This is a genomic window from Vibrio sp. Isolate25 (genome assembly GCF_022398025.1).
GTDB classification, from domain to species: domain Bacteria; phylum Pseudomonadota; class Gammaproteobacteria; order Enterobacterales; family Vibrionaceae; genus Vibrio; species Vibrio coralliilyticus_A.
Genome location: NZ_JAKEUT010000001.1, coordinates 751719 through 767163 on the forward strand (window position 1 = coordinate 751719; position 15445 = coordinate 767163).

15 protein-coding genes are annotated in these 15445 nt (G+C 42.3%); 2 read left to right on the forward strand and 13 right to left on the reverse strand.

All coding sequences use genetic code 11. From position 1 onward, the window contains the following. Position 1: 1 nt before the first annotated feature. The 8 genes from L1D15_RS03250 to L1D15_RS03285 form a co-directional block, all read right to left on the reverse strand. Positions 2–1216: a conjugal transfer protein TraF gene (locus L1D15_RS03250; protein WP_239838958.1), complete on the reverse strand. Its 1215-nt coding sequence runs from the start codon at positions 1214–1216 to the stop codon at positions 2–4. A 59-nt stretch (positions 1217–1275) separates the two neighbouring features. Continuing rightward, the gene (locus L1D15_RS03255; RefSeq protein WP_239838966.1) at positions 1276–2148 is read right to left on the reverse strand and encodes a DUF2861 family protein; all 873 of its coding nucleotides are present in this window, start codon (positions 2146–2148) and stop codon (positions 1276–1278) included. Beyond that, the gene (gene vxrB / locus L1D15_RS03260) at positions 2148–2807 is read right to left on the reverse strand and encodes a response regulator transcription factor VxrB (RefSeq protein WP_239838957.1); all 660 of its coding nucleotides are present in this window, start codon (positions 2805–2807) and stop codon (positions 2148–2150) included. Before vxrB ends, L1D15_RS03255 begins: the two co-directional genes overlap by 1 nt. Further along, positions 2782–4281 carry a sensor histidine kinase VxrA gene (gene vxrA / locus L1D15_RS03265; RefSeq protein ID WP_239874655.1) on the reverse strand — a complete coding sequence of 500 codons (1500 nt, stop codon included), beginning with the start codon at positions 4279–4281 and terminating at the stop codon, positions 2782–2784. Before vxrA ends, vxrB begins: the two co-directional genes overlap by 26 nt. Before the next feature lie 103 nt (positions 4282–4384). After that, positions 4385–5761 carry a Re/Si-specific NAD(P)(+) transhydrogenase subunit beta gene (gene pntB, locus L1D15_RS03270; protein ID WP_239864090.1) on the reverse strand — a complete coding sequence of 459 codons (1377 nt, stop codon included), beginning with the start codon at positions 5759–5761 and terminating at the stop codon, positions 4385–4387. 12 nt (positions 5762–5773) lie between these two features. After that, complete coding sequence (pntA, locus tag L1D15_RS03275; protein WP_239874656.1) at positions 5774–7309, reverse strand: Re/Si-specific NAD(P)(+) transhydrogenase subunit alpha; 1536 nt, start codon at positions 7307–7309, stop codon at positions 5774–5776. A gap of 295 nt (positions 7310–7604) precedes the next feature. Further along, positions 7605–7886, reverse strand: a complete 282-nt coding sequence (locus tag L1D15_RS03280) for an HlyU family transcriptional regulator (RefSeq protein WP_239874657.1) — start codon at positions 7884–7886, stop codon at positions 7605–7607. Between the two features lie 10 nt (positions 7887–7896). Beyond that, complete coding sequence (locus L1D15_RS03285) at positions 7897–8268, reverse strand: late competence development ComFB family protein (protein ID WP_239838952.1); 372 nt, start codon at positions 8266–8268, stop codon at positions 7897–7899. Between the two features lie 222 nt (positions 8269–8490). Here L1D15_RS03285 and L1D15_RS03290 point away from each other — a divergent pair, with 222 nt between their 5' ends. Further along, the gene (locus tag L1D15_RS03290; RefSeq protein WP_239874658.1) at positions 8491–9726 is read left to right on the forward strand and encodes a GGDEF domain-containing protein; all 1236 of its coding nucleotides are present in this window, start codon (positions 8491–8493) and stop codon (positions 9724–9726) included. A 55-nt stretch (positions 9727–9781) separates the two neighbouring features. On the opposite strand, the gene L1D15_RS03295 is transcribed toward L1D15_RS03290, so the two are convergent. After that, positions 9782–10714, reverse strand: a complete 933-nt coding sequence (locus L1D15_RS03295; protein ID WP_239874659.1) for a diguanylate cyclase — start codon at positions 10712–10714, stop codon at positions 9782–9784. Positions 10715–10889: 175 nt separating this feature from the next. Here L1D15_RS03295 and L1D15_RS03300 point away from each other — a divergent pair, with 175 nt between their 5' ends. Continuing rightward, entirely contained in the window at positions 10890–11327 is a 438-nt protein-coding gene (locus L1D15_RS03300) for a DUF3069 domain-containing protein (RefSeq protein WP_239838949.1), read from the forward strand. Between the two features lie 38 nt (positions 11328–11365). On the opposite strand, the gene modC is transcribed toward L1D15_RS03300, so the two are convergent. Genes modC through L1D15_RS03320 form a run of 4 tightly spaced genes read right to left on the reverse strand, consistent with a single transcriptional unit; the run spans position 11366 to position 15388 of the window. Then, on the reverse strand, positions 11366–12472 hold the full coding sequence (modC, locus tag L1D15_RS03305) for a molybdenum ABC transporter ATP-binding protein ModC (protein WP_239874660.1): 1107 nt from the start codon (positions 12470–12472) through the stop codon (positions 11366–11368). Further along, complete coding sequence (gene modB / locus L1D15_RS03310; protein ID WP_239838947.1) at positions 12469–13161, reverse strand: molybdate ABC transporter permease subunit; 693 nt, start codon at positions 13159–13161, stop codon at positions 12469–12471. Before modB ends, modC begins: the two co-directional genes overlap by 4 nt. 11 nt (positions 13162–13172) lie before the next feature. Continuing rightward, positions 13173–13919 (reverse strand): molybdate ABC transporter substrate-binding protein, encoded by a 747-nt coding sequence (gene modA / locus L1D15_RS03315; protein ID WP_345779239.1) that lies wholly within the window; start codon positions 13917–13919, stop codon positions 13173–13175. Positions 13920–13924: 5 nt separating this feature from the next. Beyond that, complete coding sequence (locus tag L1D15_RS03320) at positions 13925–15388, reverse strand: cobyric acid synthase (RefSeq protein WP_239874661.1); 1464 nt, start codon at positions 15386–15388, stop codon at positions 13925–13927. Positions 15389–15445 lie beyond the last annotated feature (57 nt).

Consider the following 15445-nt stretch of genomic DNA (forward strand, 5'->3'; position numbering starts at 1 on the left):
TCTAATAACTTCCTAAGAAGTTGATATAGGCACCCATTGAGTTTTCGTTGGTGTAACTTGCACCGATATCCATTTGGAACAGGTTCAATGGTGATAGACCTATACCAGCAGTAATAGTATCGTCTAGATTGTCATAGGCGAGATTGCGTCGCCACCCTGCCCTTAGCTTAAGTTGACGCATGATGTCGATTTCACCGCCGACTCTCAGATATTGAGTGTTATCATTAAAATTTGTGTAACGCTCATCTTCATTAATATCGTAATCGACACTTAGTGTAGCGTAGTCGGCAACTAAGCCCACGCCAACTGTGTATTGAGGTTTCATTTGATAAGCGTATGAAGATGCAGGAATAGTTCTCGATTGGCTTCCATCTATGCTTGAAGTTAATGTCTGCTCCGGAAGCTCTTGCGTCATGATATCACGAGATACCAAGTTCATTGCCGAGACGCCAACACGTAATGGACCATGAAACCATAAGAAACCTGCATCCATGTTAAACATGGTCTCACCGGTTCCATTGTCACGCACGTCTTTAATATCGTAATTGTTTAGGTTTGCACTGTACACATAAGTGTAAACGCGCTGAATTTTTGGCGAAACACCGAATGAAATATGCTGACCAAGGAATGTTTGATACTTGGCAAGAGAGAGACCAACTTCTGTCACACCTATAGCGACAGCGTTAACCGCACTTAGCTCTGCGTTAACTGCGGTATCTAAGTCACTATTGCCGGTGTTGGCACCAGAGTATATATCTGTTTGTGCAAATGATTCCGCATAGGCCTTACCGAAAAGATTCGCCGCAATAAAACTATTTGGTATTGCGAAAGCGACTACCCCCCCAATTTCGAGCTTTGCAATATCATTTTCTAAACCATTGAGGGTAGTTTGAAGTCGAGCAGCATCTTCAGAAGTAATACTATTGCTACTGACAGCACTATTAATGATGTCAGCAGCTTGGTCTAATCCATCAACCATCTCGTGCTCATCATTATAGGCTAAACCAAATGAGGGGATGATCATACCAACATCGTCGTTGCGTCTATAGATTGCTGTGATGGCTGGGTTGTAAAAAGGTGCTGTTAAGAAGTTTGCAGAAACAACCCCGACTCCCCCCATTGCATCGCCTCGTGCTTCTACTGCATAGGTGGCTGCATAGGAACTTGTTGAAGCCAAAGCGATAGACAACGATAAGATTTTTATTGAATTTTTCATATCGATATAAACTTTCTATTTCCTTATGTTTATATCGTCCTATTGTGTCTTAACTTTAATTATTCCTCTATAGAAACGTCATATGTTTTACTAATTATTTGGGACTGTTCAACAATTATTGGGCCTTGCCATCTTTGATGAGTCATGGATACGGCTAAGACGTATCGACCGGGTTCAACAATATTCGGTTCTAAAGCGTTTGGATAATCGGACTCATAGGTGTCTCCCCACACTTTATTATATTGTCCATCAACATAGTTATATAGAGCCGTATCTAACTTTGGCAAAGGGCAATGAGAATTCAATAACGCATTTCTTTCGACCCTCCATTGATCTTTGGATTGCCAGCGTACCGTGACTTTTGCCTTCGGTTCGCCGAATACTATCCAAGAGCTCCATGAAGTCTGATCTTTGGCTGTAACATCTAAGCGATATAAGCCCATAGGGATTTTGCTGTTTAGATTGTAACGCTTAACGTATGATTTAATCTGTTCTTCATTTTCAGCTAGCTTAACAAAGGAATTATCTGTAGAAATGCTTTTCTGCACCCAGCGAGAGAGTGAAATATCAGTGACATCTTTTCGAGACGCAATTTCAATTAGCGCACGATATGAATCTCGTCCTGGGCTTTGGGTTTCGATTGCACGAACCGTAACCCCTTTTATCCAGTCAGGGAAGGGTTTTGAATCTAGACCTTTGCCGCAATCAACTTGAAGTGACTGCTGAAACAGCTCATTAAGGTGTGGTGAGATTGCTCTATTCTTCTCCTGTTGCCAAACTTCAACTAACGATGTAAACATCGCTGGGAGATCATTATTCAGCAAATAACGGTGGGCTTGAGTTAGCGGAGAATTACTCTCAAACCATGGGATATTAGCCGCAGAGGTAGGCGTGCTAGCTAGCACGCCTAGAAGTAACGCTTTAAATTTCATCAGGCCTTCATTTTGTAGCCAACCCCACGAAGGGTTTCAATTTCCAATCCAGGCAGCTTCTGTCGTAACTGAAGAACATGAGTATCGACTGTTCGAGTCGTTGGGAAATGATTGTAACCCCAAACGTGATCGAGTAGCTCGTCACGAGTAAATACGCGGCCTAAATTACTTGCTAAGAATAAAAGCAAATCGAATTCAGTTCGGGTTAATGTAATGGACTCATCTTTATAAAAGACTTCACGAGTTGCTTTATCTATCACTAAATGTTGAGTTTTTACTTTACTGTCATCTTGAGCATCAGACTCAGGCGCTCTCAGTTGAGCACGAATACGAGCAAAAAGCTCAGCTTCCGCAAAAGGCTTCGTTAGATAGTCGTTTGCACCCGCATCTAACCCCGTAACTTTGTCTTTTACTGTTACTAGTGCGGTTAACAAAATGACAGGAACATCTTTTATCGCCTTCCAACCAACCAGATGCTCTACGGAATCACCATCCGGCAATTGACGGTCCAATATAACAAGATCCGCCTTATCCCAATATTGCTCTACATCAGCAATGGTTTCAGAGTGAAAACATTCATACCCTGCTTGTTCTAGGCTGACTAACAGGCCATCGGCTAGGTTTTTATCGTCTTCAACAAGAAGCAGTGTCTGTTTCACAAGGTATCTCCAATATAAACGTTGTTGGCGGTCCAATCAGGGTCATTTTACCCCCCATTCTGCCTACCATAGATTCAACGATTGTTAAGCCTAAACCAAGACCAGCTTTACTAACAAATGGCTTACGCAATTGTCGCCAATCTTTTTGAGTTAACTCGCCTTGGTCTATCACTTTAACGGTAATTAAATTATCATCAGTGCTGACATCCAGCACTATCGGCGCAACACCATATTTGGTCGCGTTGCGTATCAGGTTATCAATACAAGTTCCTAGCCAATAAACATTCAGCTTTGCTGCTACATCATGATTGACTGCTAATTGGATCTTGCCATTAAATTCTTCATCAACTTTAAACTCTAACCATTCTTTCACTGATGGCACCCATTCGGTGGCCAGAGGTTTATTGTCTGATTGTAAGTAATCTTTGCTGGCTTCAGCCAGCTGTCTTAAGCGCCGAGAGTCTTCACACAGTCGACGAAACTCATCATAAACTGACTCAGGCAGCTTCTCGAACTCACGCCGAAAACCTTCGACCGTTAGAGATAGACTCGCGATCGGGGTTCTAAGTTCATGTGTTAGTATCTGAAGAATCAACATTCGACTCTTCATTTCTTGGCGTTTAGTGTTCCAACGGTAAACAGACCATCCTAAAACCAACAGAATATTGGCAATAACCAATACGACCATGCTGACTCGAAGTATCTGAGAGTGATCTTCAACATCCCAACAGAGATTCCCCCTTTGGACAAAACAGCTATTCGACTCGCTTTTTAGCTGAACACTTAATCCTGCGTCATCTGCATTTTGTTTCCAAATACTTTCTGGGAAAACTAAGTAGCTATCATTTTGACGTAGCCACATCTCACCCTGCTCAAGAAACATACTCGATCCTGAAAGCAACGCGAGTATTGTTTCTTCGTTCATTCTTTGCAAGCGGCCAAGCAGTGTTTCCCTTGGCGCTAATGGCCTCTCCTTAATATGCATATACTGTTGGAGCTGCTCTTGTCTTTCAGGATGTAACGAAACATAACGTTTGGCATAAGTACCGCCACCCGGGTGAATTAACCCACTGCGTGCAAACCATTTTTCACTCAGCTTTGTCCCTTTACAAACCGCTCGAGTAAATACCAACGGTTCAGTAATCAACGGGCTTAACGGCAGTTTCCCAGTACAGTTTTGTGCCAGTTGATACAAACGTTGAATATCTTTCAATGGATAAGACGAGGTCTGAGGAAGCATTGAATCTGGGGTGATCAAACGGGTTGGGTAATCAGATTGTATGATACGAATATCGTAAGATGCACTGAATTGATCCTGGCTGAAAGAATCGACAAATTGATCGATGCGTTCAGGCAGCGAATCAGCATTAGCACTGAAACTCAATGCTGCTGTACATACTGTTAATATATTGAAAGCCGTTCTAATCAATGCAAAAATTCTATAAATCAGTGGGTTAGATGTAGAGTAAAACATTATGGCAAAAATATAAATTTCAAATGTAATATTGGTGTCAATAATGCTACTCAGAAAACAAAAGAAGCCAGCAGTTGCTGGCTTCTTACTTAGTTAGACTATGTTACAGAGCTTTAGAAATGGCGTCTACACTCTCTTTCGCGTCACCAAATAGCATCTGTGTATTGTCTTTAAAGAACAGCGGGTTTTGCACGCCTGCATAACCTGTGTTCATAGAGCGCTTAAACACAATAACGTTTTTCGCATTCCAAACTTCTAGAACCGGCATGCCAGCAATCGGACTGTTTGGATCTTCTTGCGCTGCTGGATTAACAGTATCGTTTGCACCAATCACGAGAACTGTGTCGGTTTCATCAAAATCGTCGTTAATTTCATCCATTTCCAGAACGATATCGTACGGAACTTTCGCTTCTGCCAAAAGTACGTTCATGTGACCCGGTAACCGGCCAGCAACTGGGTGAATGCCAAAACGTACTTTTATACCCTTAGCTCTCAGCTTCTCAGTAATTTCATGAACTGGGTATTGTGCTTGAGCAACAGCCATTCCGTAACCTGGAGTAATAATCACCGACTTAGAGTTTTTCAGCATTTCAGCGACTTCATCCGCAGTGGATTCACGGTGCTCTCCATGATCAACATCGGTTGAAATAGAAATTTCCTGACCAAAACCGCCTGCGATAACACTGACAAACGAACGATTCATTGCTTTGCACATAATGTACGAAAGGATAGCACCTGAAGAACCAACCAAAGCTCCCGTCACGATGAGAAGATCGTTTGCAAGCATGAAGCCTGCCGCTGCGGCAGCCCAACCAGAGTAAGAGTTAAGCATTGAAACAACGACTGGCATATCAGCACCGCCGATAGAAGCGACAAGATGGTAACCAAACGCGAATGCAATCAATGTCATTACAATAAGTGCGAACATGCTGCCATCAGCGTTCACAAAATGCATCATAAGCAAAGTCGAAACAACAACTGCTGCCAAGTTCATTTTATGTTTGTGCGGAAGGTTCAAAGGAGAAGATGAAACAATACCTCGAAGCTTACCAAATGCGACAACAGAGCCCGTAAAAGTTACCGCACCGATGAACACACCCAAGAAGACTTCAACTAAATGAATCACATGTTCAGCGTGTGTCGCAGCTTCTGGTGCATCTAGGTAGCTGTTGTAGCCCACCAAAACCGCAGCCATACCAACAAAGCTATGAAGAATTGCAACCAACTCCGGCATTTCGGTCATTTCTACTTTCTTAGCGTAATGAATACCAATGGTGCCACCAATTGCCATTGCGATAATGATCCAAACAAAGCCTTGAGATTCAGGACCAAAGATCGTTGCAATCAAGGCGATCGTCATACCGGCAATACCGTAGTAATTACCTGATTTCGCTGATTCTTGTTTGGATAAACCAGCTAGGCTCAAAATAAAGAATAATGCAGCAACAATATAAGCTGCTTGTACTAATCCTGCAGACATTCTCGTTACTCCTTAGTCTTTACGGAACATTTCAAGCATACGTTTAGTGACGGTGAAGCCACCGAAAATGTTGATACTTGCAATTAAAACGGCAATAAATGCCAAGAAAGATACAACCCCATTCCCCTGCCCGATCTGCAATAAAGCACCAACAACAATGATGCCTGAAATTGCATTAGTCACAGACATAAGAGGAGTATGGAGTGCGTGCGTTACGTTCCAGACAACGTAATAACCTACAACACACGCGAGGACGAACACCGTAAAGTGAGAGAGAAATGCTGCAGGCGCGACAGACGCAATCCAAGCAAAAGCACCAACACCAATAGCTAAAGCGGCAAGCTTCTTGACCGGAGAAACTGGCTCTGCGATTTTTTCTTCAACTTTCTCTGGCTCAGCAGGTTTCTGTTGCGGCTGAGCTGATACTTTTATCGGAGGAGCAGGCCATGTCACTTCTCCTTCTTTAACAACCGTAACACCGCGAAGAACAACATCTTCAAAGTCGATATCAATATTACCGTCTTTTTCTTTGCAAAGTAGTTTAAGCAGGTTGACTAAGTTAGTCGCATAAAGTTGAGATGATTGAGTCGGTAATCGGCCAACCATATCGGTGTAACCGACAATTTTAACACCATTGTCAGTCGTAATGACTTTATCTGCTTGAGTGTATTCGCAGTTACCGCCGTTAGCAGCTGCTAGGTCGACAATGACACTTCCCGCTTTCATGCTATCCACCATTTCTTTGGTGATTAGCTTAGGCGCTGGCCGGCCTGGAATGAGTGCAGTTGTAATAATGATATCAACATCTTTAGCCTGTTCAGCATAGAGCTCTTCCGCTTTTTTGTTGAATTCATCTGACATCTCTTTTGCGTAGCCATCGCCCGCACCAGAATCTTCTTTGAAATCGACTTCTAGGAACTCAGCTCCCATCGATTGAACTTGCTCTTTGACTTCCGGACGAACGTCAAACGCTCGAACAATTGCCCCTAAGCTACCAGCAGCCCCAATTGCAGCAAGACCAGCAACACCAGCCCCAGCCACAAGCACTTTGGCGGGTGGAACTTTACCTGCCGCTGTAATTTGGCCTGTGAAGAAGCGACCAAATTCATGGGCAGCTTCAACCACTGCACGGTAGCCGGCAATATTGGCCATTGAAGACAATGCATCTAGCGCTTGTGCCCTTGAAATTCGAGGCACTGAATCCATTGCCATTACGTTAATGTTCTTGCTCGAAAGCTTTTCCATCAACTCTGGGTTTTGAGCTGGCCAAATAAAGCTGATGAGTGTAGCACCCTCTTTAATTAAGGCGATTTCATCGTCGCTTGGTGCGTTAACTTTAAGAATGAGGTCTGACTGCCATACCTCTTCCGTGGTGACAATTTTGGCACCAGATGATTCAAAGGAGGAATCATCAAAACTTGCAAGTTCCCCTGCACTAGATTCGACATTAACATCAAACCCTAACTTCAACAGCTGCTCAACCGACTTGGGCGAGGCAGCCACTCGCGTTTCACCCGCGAATATTTCTTTTGGCACACCAATTTGCATAGCTATTCCTTGACTACTGGCAACAATGATTAACTGTTTTTATCTAACGGTTTCATTAACTTCAAGCACTTTGTAACAAAAATACAAAATATCATTACATATAACCGTTGGTAATGAAGCACTTCGAGTATTACGTGATGATGAAACAACGCTTTCACTAAAATTTGAGAGGTCGTACCAGCTGCATTTAATTATTAATTAAATCAGATAAATAGCGGTAATACACAAAATAAAAGAGCCATCAGCATAACGACTAATGGCTCTTAAATTTATGACATTCATCAAGTTGGAAAGACTAATTAAAAATATTATCGCCCATCTGATCGATAAACATTTGCGCTTTTTTTAACATAAATTCATTAGCATCCGATTCAGAAGACAGAACATCTGAGCGTATAAATCGATGCTCTTTAATTTGCCCTTCAAATTCTTTTGTAATACGACCTGCGATTCGATACTGACCACCTTCAGGCTGAGCTTCTTGGTAAATCAGAAAGCCTTTATATTCTATTGGTTCAACTTCGGCTTTAACTTGCTCTTTACTAGCGCCACCAAACAAACGAGAAAATAGTCCCACCTAGTACTCCTTAGGTATCTTGCTTATGCATAATCAGAGGTTTTTCAAACCATTCAAGTTCCGTATCATCATCGAATCTTGGTTGGCTAAACATGATTGGAACTTCATCTTTACGATTTCTTCTTCTATCGTCAACTATCATTGTCAACGCAGCTTCAACAGCTGTGACTGAATACCTCTTAAGAACAACGAGCCTTTCCTCTGACAGCGCAGATAAGAAGTCGATATCATGACGAATATAAACAGGTCTAAGTTGACTTAGGGCCAAACAAGCCAAATCTGCGAGTTGTTCATGATCAAACTGGTCAGTGTATTTACTGTGAGCTAAAACCTGGCCTACAAGAGTTTCCATGTAGTTGTGAACATCAACACTAATTTGCATAAACCTTAACTCCTTTAAGATTTGGAATTTTCTTATGAGTATCAGTTAACTATAAGGCACAAAGTGGGATTCGGGGTATTTTGCCGTCACTTTTTGACCATTGTTTATACTAACACTCACTTTTCATTCATTAGTTTAGTAAAAAGCTTGGAAAATCATCAAATCAAAGTATTCTAAGGCTTGTATATTAAGAAGTTAATAAATAAGGCTAAGGCTAGGTACATGTCGTTTTCTTTGGTAACAACAAATTGGTTTCGTTTAACGTTTCCGGTGCTGCTGTTAGCGACGATTGGTTTGGGCATGAATAATGTGATTCTTCTCACTCAAGCCAACTTAGGCATTACTGCAAATCTCCCCTATTTTTTATTCTTGAGTGTTATCGGATTAGGTCATGCCTTCAAACAGTGTCGAATTGCTATGGTGGCACTGACCATGCTTGTCGTCTATTGGTACATACAAGAACACCTACAAAGCTCACTCTCTACAGGCTCTACTTTACTTGAGCTCTCTCTATTAGCATTTGTTGTCCCTATTGCTTGTGCGTTGGTGTATCCATACAAAGAAAGAGGCGTACTAAGTCGGTCATTTATAATCTACATTGTTACACTGTCACTTATAGGTTTGTGGTGTTACCTTATCCTCACGCATTTCTATGAAGGTGGCTTCAAAAGCTTTGATAAAACCTTTCTCTACTCTGAGCCAAGTGTCTCTAGGTTACCTCTGATACTGGTTCTGTATTCGATCGGCGCAGTATTATTAAGTGCGATATTCGTTTTAAAAGCCAATCGTATTATTGACGCGGTGGTATACTCAGCTATAACGCTTTCAACTGTTACGTTTACCTTCTTCCACATTCAATATGTGTCCAGCACTATGTTCACCCTATCGGGTTTTCTCTTGCTCATTTACATGTTTTCAGCGAGTTACGAGCTTGCCTTCAAAGATAGATTAACCGATATTCCTGGTCGTCTGGCATTAGAGTCTGATTTGCGTCACCTAGGTAAACGCTACACTATCGCTATGCTTGATATCGATCATTTCAAATCATTTAACGATACTTATGGCCACGAAACCGGAGATGATGTCCTTAAACTTGTCGCCAGTAAAATGAAGCAAGTCGGGGGACGAGCAAAGGTCTATCGTTATGGGGGGGAAGAGTTTACGGTTTTGTTCAAAAATAAAAACGTTGATGAAGCCTTGGATCACTTAGAACTGTTACGAGCTTCCATAGAAGAATATGAAATGGTTGTAAGAAACGAGAAATCCAGACCCAAAAATGACAAGACAGGCGCCAAAAAACGTAAAAGATCGAGCTCTCATGATCACGTTAATGTGACAATTAGTATTGGGGTCGCAGATTATAGTGACGCTGATAATGTCGGTGAAGTGATGAAGAGTGCTGATGCGGCTTTATATAAAGCCAAGCGAGCAGGACGAAACCGTGTCGAAATTGCATAATTTTACATATAAAGGCTCAATTTATTGAGCCTTTAAACTGTTAGAATAAAATCGCTTATTCGATATAACTGAATCGATTACGACCTTCACTTTTTGACTTGTAGAGACCCTCATCTGCCTTTGAATACATCACATCTGGTATTTCGCTACCTTTGGGGGTGAAACTGCACACCCCTTGTGACACCGTCACATAGTCGGAGACTAAACTATATTCATGTTTGATTGCTAAGGTTTCAAGTGTAGATTGAATACGTCTTGCGTGCTGCTGAGCATGTTCGGCGTCCGTATGGCCTAATACAATAACAAACTCCTCCCCACCGTATCTGCCAACAATCTCACCGCTGCGTGAAAATAAGGAGTCCAAGGCTTGAGCAATCTCTATCAAACACTTATCCCCTTCAATATGACCATAGTTATCGTTGTAGAGTTTAAAGTGATCAACGTCGAGCAAAATCAAGCTCAGCGGTAGGCTGTGACGACCATGGACAGCAATCATTTCTTTAAGTTTTTCATCAATGTAGCGACGATTCTTCACTTTAGTCAGGCCATCTTCACTGGCTAATTTTTCCAGCTCTTGGTTCACCTTAGCCAATTCGGCCGTTTTTTGGTTAAGTTCTCGGCGCATAAAGGCAATGCGTTGCATCGCAATTAATTTGGAAGCAAGAACCAATTTATCGACGGGCTTGGTTAGGTAGTCATCCCCACCCGCTTCTATTGCATTAGCGATCATCGTTGGTTCATCGTGACTACTAAGAAAAATGATGGGTATCCACTCTTTGTAGATGGAACGAATACGCTTAGAAACTTCAAAACCATCCATTTCAGGCATTGAAATATCGAGTAAGATGAGTTCTGGTTCAAATGTGGGGTACATTTCTAATGCCTGTTTCCCTGATTCGGCCATTTCGACGGTATGGCCCAGCTGTTTTAGACGAATAGCCAATTGCATGCGCTCCATTTGCACATCATCGACTAAAAGTATTTTCATCGAAGATCCCGATAATTCCACTCGCGCTACCTGTTATTTATAAACTGGCCGAAAAATCAGCTGGTTATAAAAAATAATACTCTAAGGTCACCAATTCCTCCACTATGGTTGACATTTAATGTGGATTTTTTAGGATAACGCCGCTGTATACGTAAAATTTATGAGATAAAAATTAATGTCTGACGCAAATCAAACAGAACAACCTAAAGTTGACCTTTCGACAGTTTCAGCAGAGCTTCGTCAAGTCATCGAATTTGACGATGTACCTGAAGCGATGCACTTCATGGTGACATCCATTCACGAAGTCTCTGAAGAAGCAGTTCGGGAAGCTTGGGATGAGCTACCAAAAAGTGCTCAAAATGTTCTAGATAACTTCGAGCAATTTCATGCTCTAATCTCTGTGAGTCAGGCGTTTGCAGGTGTTAATGTAATGGAAGAGTTCCCAACGTTAAAGCTACCTGAAGATATGACTGATGAGCAGAAAGAAGAGTATCGTGCTCAGCTTCTTGATCAAGTTCTTCATAACTGTGTAAAAGATATGGTTAAACAGATTAAGAAAGCACGTCGTGACCCCATTTTAAAGCGTGATTTCACTGACGTTTTCGCCAAGTAACAACACCAAAAATCGCCGCATGATACAGTGCGGCGTTTTTAATGGCTCAATACAACATCTTTTTGGGTCACACTCACCCCTTTAATTTGTGCAAACACTTCAAGCCCTTCTTCGAGTTCTAGCTCATCTTTGGCCCAAGCGGTAATCGTCGCCCATAAATAACACTCTTTATCCAGTTTTAGCTTAACTGAAACACTTTGACGCTTTGCACCGTTTGAGTGAGTTTGTATTTGATCAATTGTGGCCTTAAGTATGTTTCGTATCGAGCTTTTATCCGGTCTATCCAATGCAATAGACACATCACTAGCTCTTACTTGAAGTCTGACTTTGGCATTGTTCTCCATTTCTAAACGCTGAACCCAGAGGCAAACATTTTCAGCCAGCTTAACTTTAGTCAATGCATAGTCTGAGTTATGGTGAAGGATTTTAGCCTCAAATAGCGAGCTTTGATCAGAGAAAGATTGCCAAGGTCTCATCGCTCTTGAAGACCATACCTCCTCGAGGTTTCCTGAAGTCACCACTTTGCCATCATCAATCACGACAATGTGATTTGCTAGGCGTACAACTTCATTCAAACTATGAGAGACATAAAGGATCGGAATTTCTATTTCGCTCGCCAGCTGTTCCAAAAATGGTAAAACTTCTCGTTTGCGAGGGATATCAAGCGAAGCCAGAGGTTCATCCATAAGAAGTATTTGGGGTTTAGATAATAACGCTCGACCAATGGCAACTCTTTGCTTTTCTCCACCTGAAAGTTGGATTGGGAATCGTTTCAGAAGTGGCTCAAGAGCAAGCAGCTTAATTATTTTATCATAGTGGTTTTGGTCAAAATCTTTCACACCATAAAGAAGATTCCCCTTTACACGATAGTGCGGAAAAAGCCTCGATTCCTGAAACACGTAACCAACCTGACGCTTATACGCAGGAATATTCAGTTTGGCCTGAAAGCTATATAGTGTCTTGTTCGAAACAACAATCTCTCCTTCATCAGGGGCTCTTAAACCCGCTAGAACATCAATAATTGATGTTTTACCTGCCCCAGAGCGGCCGAAAATAGCCGTTATCCCTTTTCCCGGAATAGACACATCAACATCGAATAACTGCTCACCGAGAGTCTGCTTAAATTGGATTAGGATATTACTCATCGTTGTGTTCCTAATCTTTTGGCGCACTGACGATTCAACATTTCCGAGCCGATTAAAGAAGCTAAAGCAATGACTACAGAGATTGCGCACAAGCGCATCGTTTCTAATTCTGCTCCAGGCGTTTCAATGAAAGTAAACATAGCTAAAGGAATCGTCTGGGTTTCTCCGGGAATATTAGATACGAAACTGATCGTTGCGCCAAACTCCCCGAGGCTACGTGCAAATGAAAGCATTGTCCCTGTGATGATTCCGGGAATTGTCAGTGGTAACGTGATGGTAAAGAAGATTTTAAGTGGAGAGGCACCAAGTGTTGCGGCTGCTTGCTCAAGTTTAGGGTCTACACTCTCTAAGCTCAGGCGAATTGAACGAACCATCAGAGGTAGAGCAACGATCACACACGCAAGTACCGCCCCTTTCCAGCTGAAAGAGAAGACCAGCCCGAAATATTCGTACAACCATTGGCCAATAAAACCTTGGCGTCCCATTGAAATCAGGAGTAAATAACCAATAACGACAGGAGGAAGTACCAAAGGAAGGTGAATTAAGCTGTCGAGCCAGCTTTTACCGATAAACTGCTTTTTAGCCAGCAGCCAACCAAATCCAATCCCGATAGGAATCAGCCAACAGATAGTATAAAGCGCAACTTTTAGGCTAAGCATTAGCGCCTGATATTCGTAATCAGAAAGCAATGAAGATAATCCTAGTTAAATCCGTATTGTTTTAGTATCGCTTGCGCTTTTTCACTTTGGAGAAAAGCCTCAAACTCTAAAGTGGCCGGTTTTTCGTTTAATCTAGCCATAGGATACGTAATTAGTGAGTAAGTCGAAGATGGCAAGGTAGCGACAATCTTCACTTTATCACTCACCATCGCATCGGTTATATACACTATCCCTAGAGGCGTTTCTCCTCGCTCAACAAGTGTTAGTGCTACCCTCACATTATTGACTGGCGCTAGATGATCTCTCAAAGATTCCCATACACCTAACGTCTCTAATGACTCTTTGGCATACATTCCTGCTGGAACAGCATTAGTTTGCCCTATCGCAATTCTTTGCCCAGACAGTTTCTTGAACCACTGTTCACTACTTCGCACATCAAAATTGGTAGGATTATTTAACGGAGCAATAACTACTAACTGATTTTCAGCCAAATTAGTGACATTGTCACTCTGCATCATGCCCTTTTGAATAAGGTAGTCACTCCACCTAAGGTTGGCAGAGATAAAGATGTCTGCGGGCGCCCCGTTAAGGATCTGCTTAGCAAGTGACGAAGAGCCTGCAAATACAGGGGTCACTTTCGTACCTGTTTCTGTTTGAAATTCTTCTGCCAGCTTCTTAATCACATTGGTCATTGAAGATGCCGCATAAACATTAACAGACGCATGAACCACAACGGAAGTAAACAGCGTAAAAATAACGACAGTCAGTCGCTTAAAAAAAATCATCATCTATTTCAGTTATAAAGTTCTGGCCAAATTACATCGAGCTTCATATGTTGTTCAACAGCATCGGCAATACGATCTATAGCGAGCTCTTGATTTTTATGATGGTCAATTGCGCGAATATCCGCAGCACCTGCCCACCGGCACACCAGTTCCATTGCTTCTGGGGTATCCAAAATACCATGTAGATAGGTACCGAAGATTTGATTGCAATCACTGATTACGCCATCTGATAAACCATTATCTAAAGAAATCGGGGATAAGCCTTCACCGGATGTCCTACCAACATGAATTTCATACCCGCTCACAGGAACCGATTCGTCACATAGTTCGAGTATTCCTCTCACATTGGTCAGCGCTTTTTCTTTCGTCAATTCAGTTTCAACAGGTAAATAGCCTAAAGCATCTGCGCGCCCCGCTTTACCTTCAACACCGAAAGGATCGTGAATCGCCTGTCCTAGCATTTGGTAACCACCACAAATTCCCATAAGCTTGCCGCCTAGCCTAACATGTCTTGCAATGTCTTTGTCCCAACCTTGGCTGCGTAGATACTCCAGATCCGCTCTCACAGATTTACTCCCCGGTAAAATAATGAGATCGGCTTTATCAAGCTTCTCGCCTTTACCCACATAACGAAAGTGAATATCCGGATTCTGCCTTAGTACATCAAAATCGGTATGATTGCTGATTCTGGTTAACACTGGAACAACCACATTCAACTTTGCCGATTCACTAGAAGACTGCTCATTATTTATCGCATCCTCCGCCTCTAGGTCGAAACCATGCAGATAAGGCAGCACGCCAAGTACTGGCTTATTGGTTCGTTGTTCTAACCAATCTAACCCCGATTGAAGCAAAGATATATCACCTCTAAATCGATTGATTACAAAACCTACAACTCGGTTCTGCTCTGATTCAGAAAGAAGATCTAATGTGCCAACTAAGTGCGCAAACACGCCGCCACGATCAATATCGGCGATGATAATAACAGGTACATCGGCTTCTTCAGCAAACCCCATATTAGCGATATCGTTTTCACGAAGATTAATTTCTGCGGGGCTGCCAGCCCCTTCGATCATAACAGCCTCAAATTGTTCTTGAAGCACTGAAAACGATTTAAGCACAGTCGGCAAGGCTATTTGCTTATAATTCTGATAGCCAATCGCCTCCATATTACTTAGAGCCTTACCTTGTAATATGACCTGTGCGCCTGTGTCTGAGTTAGGCTTGAGAAGAACAGGATTCATGTGCACAGTAGGAGCTACTTTAGCAGCCTTAGCTTGAACCGCTTGAGCTCGACCTATCTCACCGCCATCGGACGTAACAGCACTATTCAGTGCCATATTTTGTGGCTTAAAAGGAGCAACTTTTACCCCCTTTCTTGCCAAAACACGACATAACGCGGCCACGAGTACACTTTTCCCGGCGTCAGATGTGGTGCCTTGAACCATTAGTGCTTGTAATGCTGATTGCATAATCTATTAATTTTAAGAGTCTTTTTTCGGTATTCTTTAATCATAGCCTCTTTGGCT

Excerpts from the sequence above, each read along its gene's own strand:
- L1D15_RS03250 (WP_239838958.1), bottom strand. The coding sequence starts at position 1,216 with ATGAAAAATTCAATAAAAATCTTATCGTTGTCTATCGCTTTGGCTTCA.
- L1D15_RS03255 (WP_239838966.1), bottom strand. The coding sequence starts at position 2,148 with ATGAAATTTAAAGCGTTACTTCTAGGCGTGCTAGCTAGCACGCCTACC.
- vxrA (WP_239874655.1), bottom strand. The coding sequence starts at position 4,281 with ATGTTTTACTCTACATCTAACCCACTGATTTATAGAATTTTTGCATTG.
- pntB (WP_239864090.1), bottom strand. The coding sequence starts at position 5,761 with ATGTCTGCAGGATTAGTACAAGCAGCTTATATTGTTGCTGCATTATTC.
- pntA (WP_239874656.1), bottom strand. The coding sequence starts at position 7,309 with ATGCAAATTGGTGTGCCAAAAGAAATATTCGCGGGTGAAACGCGAGTG.
- L1D15_RS03285 (WP_239838952.1), bottom strand. The coding sequence starts at position 8,268 with ATGCAAATTAGTGTTGATGTTCACAACTACATGGAAACTCTTGTAGGC.
- L1D15_RS03290 (WP_239874658.1), top strand. The coding sequence starts at position 8,491 with ATGTCGTTTTCTTTGGTAACAACAAATTGGTTTCGTTTAACGTTTCCG.
- L1D15_RS03295 (WP_239874659.1), bottom strand. The coding sequence starts at position 10,714 with ATGAAAATACTTTTAGTCGATGATGTGCAAATGGAGCGCATGCAATTG.
- L1D15_RS03300 (WP_239838949.1), top strand. The coding sequence starts at position 10,890 with ATGTCTGACGCAAATCAAACAGAACAACCTAAAGTTGACCTTTCGACA.
- modC (WP_239874660.1), bottom strand. The coding sequence starts at position 12,472 with ATGAGTAATATCCTAATCCAATTTAAGCAGACTCTCGGTGAGCAGTTA.
- modA (WP_345779239.1), bottom strand. The coding sequence starts at position 13,919 with ATGATGATTTTTTTTAAGCGACTGACTGTCGTTATTTTTACGCTGTTT.
- L1D15_RS03320 (WP_239874661.1), bottom strand. The coding sequence starts at position 15,388 with ATGCAATCAGCATTACAAGCACTAATGGTTCAAGGCACCACATCTGAC.